This is a genomic window from Agromyces sp. P1_H4 (genome assembly GCF_056405255.1).
On sequence record NZ_JBFUCL010000167.1, the window covers coordinates 1 to 7,943 of the forward strand.

Genomic DNA, 7,943 nt, shown 5'->3' on the forward strand with positions numbered 1-7,943 from the left:
GTGCCCGGGCCGTAGCCGTCGGGCAGCTCACCGGCGAACTCCTCCTCCAGCAGCGAGCGGATGCCGCCGCCGACCGCCGAGTCGGCGAACGCCGAGCTCTGCGCGTGCAGCAGGCCCTCGGCCGTGGCGATGAGGTCCTCCCACTCGTCGTCGGCGATGAACGGGACCTTCTCGCTGAACCCCGGTCGCGGGATCGCGCACGTCCAGTGCGCACCCTGGCCGCCGACGTTCGTGGCCCCGGCCGCCGCCGGGAACGTCGGCGCGTGCGCCGAGCCCTCGCCGCCGAAGTCGAGCAGGTGGGTGCCCTGCCGGGCGGTGAACATGCCCTCGACGACCGTGCCGGCCGGGATGCCGAGTGCCTCGCGGAACTCCCCCGCCTGCGGACCCTGCGACCGCTCCCGCGCGCGGGCCTTCTCGGTCGGGTCCGCGATGTTGCGCACGCTCTCGCCGGGGCGGTCGGTCAACTGCGGGCCCGCCTCGAACATGACGACCCTGGCATCYGGAACGCCCTCCAGCAGCGTGCGGGCGTAGGCGGAGCCGATGGGCCCGCTGCCGACGACGGCGATGGTGGGGTGGTGCGACATGAGGTGCTCCTCTTCGGGGTTCACGCGGTGAGGGGTTCGGATGCGGCTTCGGGTGCCGGCTCGACCTCGTCGGACAGCTGCCCCTTCGGAAGGAGCACCGCCGCGACGATGCCGAGCGCGTAGACGACCGCGAGGGCCGCGAAGACGGGCGAGAGCACGTCGCCGTACAGGTGCGCGACGTGCTCCTGCACGGCGGGCGACGATGCCCGCGCTGCCTGTGGAGTCAGCGTCGATGCGTCGAGGATCGACGGGAGCCCGGCGGCGACGCCGACGCCGATCACCCCGCCGATGACGGCCGTCGCCACGGTGGATCCCATCTGGCGCACGAGGTTGACGGTCGCGGTGATGGTGCCCGTCTCGTTCCGCGGCACGGCGCTCTGCACGACCGCGATGACGAGGCTCATGAAGGAGCCGGTGCCGATGCCGACGACGCCCATGACGACCATCGGCACCCAGAGCGGGGCACCGACGGGCAGCAGCGCCATCGTCAGCAGCCCTGCGGCGCCGAGGGTGGTGCCGACGATCGGGTAGACGCGGTAATGGCCGGTGCGGCTCACGAGCCATCCGGTCGCCAGGTTGGAGACGAGCATCCCGAACACCGTGGCGATGGGCACGAGCCCCGACACCGTGGCGGTGGTGCGATACGCCATCTGGAAGTACGTCGGCAGGTACGCGGTGACGGAGAACAGCCCGACGCCGATGATGGCCGAGAGTGCGACGCCCGCCGCGATCGTGCGATCGGCGAAGAACCGCAGCGGCACGATCGGCTCGGGCACGCGCAGCTCGATCGCGAAGAAGGCGGCGAAGCCGATCGCCGCGACGACGAAGGCCACCAGCGCAGCAGATGCCGCGGCCGGGTCGCCGATCCAGCTGACGGCGAGCACGAGCGCGACGAAGGCGACGGTGAAGCCGGTCGCGCCGGCGAAGTCGAAGCGCCGCCGAGGACCGGGGTCGATGTGCGGGATCGCGAAGACCGCGAGGGCGAACGCCGCGACGCCGAACGGGATGTTGATCCAGAACACCCAYGACCAGCCCCAGTAGTCGGTGATCGCCCCGCCGAGCACCGGGCCGAYGAGGATCGCGACCGGGAAGGCCGCGCCGATGATGCTGAGGATCTTCGGGCGTTCGCGCGGCGTCGTCACGTGGGCGACGATCGTCTGCGACATGAGCTGCAGTCCGGCCGAGCTCATGCCCTGCGCGACCCGGGCGACGATGAGCTGCGTCATGTCCTGCGCGAAGCCGCAGGCGAGCGACGCCACGAGGAACACGACGAGCGAGACGAGGAAGACGAGGCGCGGACCGACGAGGTCGCCCACCTTGCCCAGCACGGGCAGGAGCACGGTGCTCGCGAGCGTGTAGCCGACGACGACCCAGCCCATCTGGCCGAGTGCGCCGAGCTCGCCGGCGATGGTGGCGAGCGACGTGGCCACGATCGTGTGATCGAGGGCGCCGAGGATCGAGACGGTCAGGAGGGAGGCGATGAGGAGCCGGAACCGGAGCGGTGAGAGCGACATTCGTGGATGGCCCGAACGATCGGACTGTCGACGCGACCCTGTGTGCCCTCGCCGCAGCGTCACGGTGAGGATCGGATCCGAGGGATCCCGACGTCATGTCGATTCTAGACGATCTTTCGTCGCAAAACAACTAAAGCCGGGTCGGATGCCGCGACGGAACGAGGATGGCCTCCGCCGCTCGCGCGTCCGCCAGCAACTCGTCGAGCTCCAGGCATCGCGTGCCTCGTGCCACCATGTCGACGGCCCGACGCACCGACGCGCGTTCGCCGGACTCGAGCCTCGCGGGCGCGACCAGGCGCCCTGCGGCGGTGCTCGTGGCCAGCTCGACGTGCCCGAGCGGCGCATCGATCTCGACCTCGGTGGTCGCCTCGCCGAGCGCCTGCACGCGGAGCACGGCTCCCTCCGGGCTCGTCACCCCGACGAGCACCGAGCCGAGGACGCGTCCGTCGTCGTCGGCCCGCAGCAGCGCCGTCCCGGCGTCGCGTCCACTGTCGGCGGCGCCCACCACGAGCGGGGCACCCGCGAGCGAGCGCATCCAGCCGACGGCGTCCCGAACCATCGCGGGAAGGGCGTCGGCCGTGGCACGGCACTCCGCGACCGTGACGCGAGGCGCGACACCGCTCCGCTGCGCGAGGGCCAAGACCACCAGGTCCGCCCGCAGGGAGGACCGGTGCACGACGATCGGCACGCCCCGGTCCGCGGCGCGGTCGGCCAGGGCGCCGACATCCTCGAGCGGCACCGCGCGAGGTTCTGCCACGAGCACCGCCGCAGCCCCCGCCTCCACGGCCCCCGCGGCGGCATCCCACCACTCGGCCGAGCCGTCGACGACGACGATCGCGCCGGCCGAGCGACCGACGCGCTCCGCGCTGCGCGGGAGGCCGGCGACCGCCACGACGTACTCGGGCAGGTCGGCGAGGATCCCGACGCGCTCGCTCACGACGAGCCTCCCGCGCGGATCGCCGCCGCGGCAGCGTCGGCGAGGTCGATCGCGAACAGCGCATCGTCGAGCACCTCGTGGTACTCCATGGTGGCGCTTCCGTCGAGCAGCGCGGCGAGCGCCCGCCATTCGCGCACGTAGCCGTCCTCGTCCTCCCGCCGGTACGTCGTCGTGCGGAGGTCGCCGACGCGGACCCGCACCGTCGCGCTGCCCGCATGCACGAATGACGGCGGGAACTCGACGTCGACGCGGTCGGTCTCGGTGCCGATCGTGAGGCGCCAGATCGGGTCGGGTCCGTCCGGCAGCATGACCGCCGTCAGCAGGACCCGCACGCCACTGGCGCGGAAGGCCACGGTGTAGCCGATCGGCGGTACGGCCGCCGCGAAGTCGACGGCCTCGAAGTCGGGCGCGAGGTCGCGGATCGCGGGGAGGTCGTGCACGGCGAGCCCGAGCACGAGCTGACGCACCACGTCGGCAGCGACGGCCGGGTCGTCGAGGTCGGGCCCGCCGCGGGCGGGAGGCCCGGCGGGACCCGGTTCGGTGACCGCGGCGTGGAACCGGCCGTTGGGCGGAAGCGCGACGGTCGCCGAGATCGTGCGCACGTCCGACTCGAGCGCCACGAGGTGGTGCTTCGCCCGATCCCAGGCCTCGTCGTGGAAGTGGTTCGTCGCGACGAGCAGCTTCACCCCGGCCTCGCGGCAGGCGTCGACGACGGCACGCGCCTCCGCCTTCGTGGTCGCGAGCGGCTTCTCGCAGAGGATCGCCCGGATGCCGGCGTCGACTCCCTCGAGGATCTGCACGGCGTGCTCGCTCGGCGGGCTGCAGATCGCGAGCACCTCGACCGCGGCATCCGCGAGCAGCTCCTCGGTCCCCGTGGACGACGCCGCACCTACGCGATGTGCGAGTTCCGCGGCGCGGCCGCTGCCATGGTCGGCGAGGTGCACGACGGTGAACCGGTCGCTCAACCGCTGCAGTGTCGGGAGGTGCAACGCCGCCACCCCCGGACCCGCCCCGATCACGCCGACGCCCCACGGCATACGCCGTCCTCCCGCCCTGCTCAGCGAACTTGTGTCATAACTATACAAAAGCGGGTGTCACTTTTGTCCATAGTCGTGCCGAAATCACCGCTGCACGGCCCGTGTTGTGTCAGAATCTGTGCATGACACGCGAGTCGACCCTGCGCTTCGGCGCCCAGACCGATGAGGTCACGAGCCTCCTTCGAATCGTCAACCTGGTGCGCACCGGAGAGGCGGCCACGCGTCCCGAGATCGGACGGGTGACCGGGCTCGGCCGCGGCGTCGTCACCCAGCGGGTCGACCAGGCCATCGAGATGGGCTTCCTCGCCGACGGCGAGTTCGGCCCGTCGTCGGGCGGTCGCGCCCCCCGCACGCTGCGCTTCCGCTCGGAGCAGGGGCGCATCGTCGTCTGCGCCCTCGGGGCCCTGCACATCCGCGTGGGCATCGCGTCGCTCGACGGCGACATCGTCGACCACGCCCACACGAAATGGGACATCGCGCGTGGCCCCGCCGAGACCATCGAGAAGGCGCTCGAGATGCTCGACGAGATCCTGGCGCAGCACCCCGACGTGCCGGTGTGGGGTGTCGCGGTCGGCATCCCGGGCCCGGTGGACTTCGACAGCGGGCGCCCGGTCGCTCCGCCGATCATGCCCGGCTGGAACGGCTTCGACGTGCGCCGCCGGTTCGAGCAGCGCTTCGACGCGCCCACCTGGGTCGACAACGACGTGAACCTGCTCGCCTTCAGCGAGCGCGCACGCCGCGACGACGAGGCGCTCGACCTCATCTTCTGCAAGGTCGGCTCGGGCATCGGCGCGGGGCTGCTCTCCCGCGGGCGCATCCACCGGGGCGCGAATGGTGCGGCCGGAGACATCGGGCACGTGCGGGTGCGCGACTCCGACTCCCTGTGCCGATGCGGCAAGGTCGGATGCCTCGAGGCCGAGGCCGGCGGCTGGGCGCTCGTTCGCGACGCCGAGCTCGCCGTCGGCGAGGGCAGTGGGGGCGCCCTGGCCCGTCACGTCGAGGGCGGCGCGGACATCACGCCCGAGGCGATCGCCGTCACCGCGATGGACGGCGACGCGCTCGCCATCTCGCTCATCCAGCGTTCGGCACGACTCGTCGGCGAGTCCATCGCCGCACTGGTCAACATGTTCAATCCGGCCGTGATCGTCGTGGGCGGCGCCGTCTCGTCGGCCGGCGAGGTCTTCCTCGCGGAGGTGCGACAGCGGGTCTACGAGCTCTCACTCCCCCTCGCGACTCGCGACCTCAGCATCGTCCGCTCGCTCGGCGACGAGAAGGAACCGCTTCGTGGTGGCGCGGAGATGGTGCGCGAACAGCTCTTCGAGGCCACGTTCCCCCGTTGGTTCGCCGACGGACGCCCGACGATCACCGAGGTCATGGTCGCCTCGTGATCGCTTCTTTCGTTTTCTGACATAAGCGTGTAGCTTTCTGTCTCAAGTGAGATACGAAGGAGCGCGCCCATGACCCTCGCCGCCCTGCGCGATGACGCGCTCGCCTCCACCGACGACGGGTTCGCGCTGCGCCTCGGCCTCCCCTGGATCCGGTCGCTTCCCGTCGCCAGCGYCGACGGCCTCGAGCTCTCGATCGACGGCGAGCGGGTCGACCCCGTCCTCGTGGCGCTCGACGGACGGCTGCTGGATCCTTCGGCACTCGGGCGCGAACGGGGATGGTGGTTCCTGCAGGACCGCCTCCTGCTCCGCGGCTGGCGGATGCTCGGGCCCGGCATGCACGAGGTCGTCGTCTCGTTCCGCCTCGTCATCCCCTACCTCCAGACCGCGCCCGACGGCCCGCTCACCCTGCCCTTCCACGTCGCGCGCGCACTCGAACTCGACGCTCCCGCCTCCGCACCGTCGGTGTCCCGCGATGTCGCCTGAGCCGAGCGACGTCGACGTCGCGGGCGCGCTTCCGCCCACCTGGACCCTGGCCGCGAGCGCCTTCAACTGGACGCCCGAGGTGATCCGCACCGAACGCACGGCACCCGACATCGCCGCGGGGATCGTCACCGGAGGCATCGCTACCACGATCGAACTCGAGCCCGGCCAGTTGTGGCGGTCGTTCCCCGTCTCTGCCGACGCCGAGGTGGACGCGCTGCGCCGAGTGCTCGACGGGGCCGGCGGCAACGTCAGCATCGTCGGGGCGAGCCTCGACGACTGGACCGGCGCCCGCCAGCGGCGCTCGGAGGATGAGCGACTCGCGTTCCTGCTCCCCCAGCTCCGCGCCGCCCATCGGGTGGGTGCCACCGGCGTGCGCCTGCCGATCGGGCAGGCCGGCGAGGCACTCCTGCGGCGGCTCCTGCCCACCCTGCACGCGCTCGATCTCGTGCTGTACGAGGAGATCCAGGGGCAGCAGGCACCGGACTCGGCACCCACCGCGGCGGCGATCGACGTCATCGCCGGCATCGACGACCCCGGCCTGCGGCTGCTCGTGGACCTCAGCATGCTAATGCCCGCCCTGCCGACCACGTACCTGGACGAGCTCGCGCGTGCGGGCCTTCCGCCGGAGCTGCTCGCACGCCTCGTCGACGAGTGGCGCGACCCCGCGACGACCGGGGCGGTCGTCGGGCTGCTCCGGTCTGGCGGGGTCCCCCCGGCGATCCACACGCTCTACATGAACCTGCTCGTGCGCTTCGGGCGGTCGCGCGCGGCCGACCTCCGCGGCATCCTGCCCCTCGTGGGCGCCTTCCACCTCAAGTTCTGGGACCTCGACGACGCCGACCTCCGGGTGTCCGCACCGATCCGCGACCTCGCGGCCCTGCTCGCCGGCTCCGACTTCGCGGGCACGCTCTGCAGCGAGTGGGGCGGGCACGAGTGGCTCTTCGACGACCCCGCGGACATGACCCGGCGGCACCTCGCGCTCGCGCGATCGGCACTGGCCGCGGGGGCCGGCGCTCGTGACGACGCGACGACGGGGGCGCCGCCAGCACATCAATCGACGCAATAGCCCTAGGGGCGGGATCGACCGCGCTGATAGAATGAGGGGTCCCGACCCCAGCGAAGGAACACAACGACGTGTCCGACCTCCCCCCACTCTCCCGACTCGATCTCAACCTGCTCGTGTCGCTCGACGCCCTGCTCACCGAACGCAGCGTCACCCGCGCCGCCGAGCGGCTGCACCTCAGCCAGCCGGCGCTGAGCGCCTCGCTCGCGCGACTGCGCACGCACTTCAACGACCCCATCCTCGCGAGGACCGGCAATTCCTACGAGCTCACCCCGCTCGCGTCGCGTCTGTCCGAGCACACGGCTGCCGCGCTGGATGCCGCGCGACGCGTCTTCGAGAGCCAGGCGGAGTGGGATCCGAGCCAGTCGACGCGCGAGTTCGCGATCTACGGCTCGGACTACAGCCTCGCCACCACCGGCCGACGCCTCGCGTCACTCGCCGCGGCACGGGCCCCCGGCGTGCGCTTCCGGTTCATGGTGCACAACCAGCAGATCGTCGAGGACGCGGTGAACCGCCTGCGCGGCGCCGACGGGCTGCTTATGCCGCACGGCTTCCTCACCGACCTGCCCTACACCGACCTCTTCACCGATTCGTGGGTCATTATCGCGGCCGACGACCATCCGACGCTCGGCGATGCCGTCACCCTCGACGACATCGCCAGGCAGCCCTGGGTGTTCACGTACCAGTCGCGGTCGGCGTTCACCTCGGCCACCCGGCAGATCCAGCAGCTCGGCATCGAGCCCCGGGTCGAGGCCGTGGTCGAGAGCTTCCTCGCCCTGCCGATGTTCATCGCCGGCACCGATCGGCTCGCGCTCGTGCAGGCGGCCCTCGCCGACTACGCGCGCAACGTCGGGGGCGTGCGGGTCTACGCCCCGCCGTTCGACGCGACGCCCATCCACAACGCGATGTGGTGGCATCCGGTGCACCGGCGCGACCC

Annotated in this window: 7 protein-coding genes and 1 pseudogene; 4 read left to right on the plus strand and 4 right to left on the minus strand. The window is 71.9% G+C overall.

Translation table 11 applies throughout. From position 1 onward, the window contains the following. The 4 genes and pseudogenes from AC1DY2_RS11290 to AC1DY2_RS11305 form a co-directional block, all read right to left on the minus strand. Positions 1–584: pseudogene (locus AC1DY2_RS11290) on the minus strand (GMC oxidoreductase); the annotation flags it as partial. Positions 585–604: 20 nt separating this feature from the next. Then, entirely contained in the window at positions 605–2,098 is a 1,494-nt protein-coding gene (locus AC1DY2_RS11295) for an MFS transporter (protein ID WP_476762516.1), read from the minus strand. 130 nt (positions 2,099–2,228) lie between these two features. Next, complete coding sequence (locus AC1DY2_RS11300) at positions 2,229–3,035, minus strand: hypothetical protein (protein WP_476762517.1); 807 nt, start codon at positions 3,033–3,035, stop codon at positions 2,229–2,231. Beyond that, positions 3,032–4,072, minus strand: a complete 1,041-nt coding sequence (locus tag AC1DY2_RS11305; RefSeq protein ID WP_476762518.1) for a Gfo/Idh/MocA family protein — start codon at positions 4,070–4,072, stop codon at positions 3,032–3,034. The genes AC1DY2_RS11300 and AC1DY2_RS11305 overlap by 4 nt, the downstream gene beginning before the upstream one ends. 122 nt (positions 4,073–4,194) lie before the next feature. Between AC1DY2_RS11305 and AC1DY2_RS11310 the strand changes: the two genes are divergently transcribed. From AC1DY2_RS11310 to AC1DY2_RS11325, 4 genes are all read left to right on the plus strand, one after another. Further along, complete coding sequence (locus tag AC1DY2_RS11310; RefSeq protein WP_476762519.1) at positions 4,195–5,460, plus strand: ROK family protein; 1,266 nt, start codon at positions 4,195–4,197, stop codon at positions 5,458–5,460. A gap of 69 nt (positions 5,461–5,529) precedes the next feature. Next, on the plus strand, positions 5,530–5,943 hold the full coding sequence (locus AC1DY2_RS11315; RefSeq protein WP_476762520.1) for a hypothetical protein: 414 nt from the start codon (positions 5,530–5,532) through the stop codon (positions 5,941–5,943). After that, on the plus strand, positions 5,933–7,009 hold the full coding sequence (locus AC1DY2_RS11320; RefSeq protein ID WP_476762521.1) for an apurinic/apyrimidinic endonuclease family protein: 1,077 nt from the start codon (positions 5,933–5,935) through the stop codon (positions 7,007–7,009). Before AC1DY2_RS11315 ends, AC1DY2_RS11320 begins: the two co-directional genes overlap by 11 nt. Before the next feature lie 68 nt (positions 7,010–7,077). Further along, positions 7,078–7,943, plus strand: an 866-nt coding sequence (locus tag AC1DY2_RS11325) for a LysR family transcriptional regulator (protein WP_476762522.1), incomplete at its 3' end; no start/stop codon positions are given.

What these genes read in the sequence shown, in the direction of transcription:
- AC1DY2_RS11305 (WP_476762518.1), bottom strand. Translation starts at nt 4,072, where the DNA reads ATGCCGTGGGGCGTCGGCGTGATCGGGGCGGGTCCGGGGGTGGCGGCG.
- AC1DY2_RS11310 (WP_476762519.1), top strand. Translation starts at nt 4,195, where the DNA reads ATGACACGCGAGTCGACCCTGCGCTTCGGCGCCCAGACCGATGAGGTC.
- AC1DY2_RS11320 (WP_476762521.1), top strand. Translation starts at nt 5,933, where the DNA reads ATGTCGCCTGAGCCGAGCGACGTCGACGTCGCGGGCGCGCTTCCGCCC.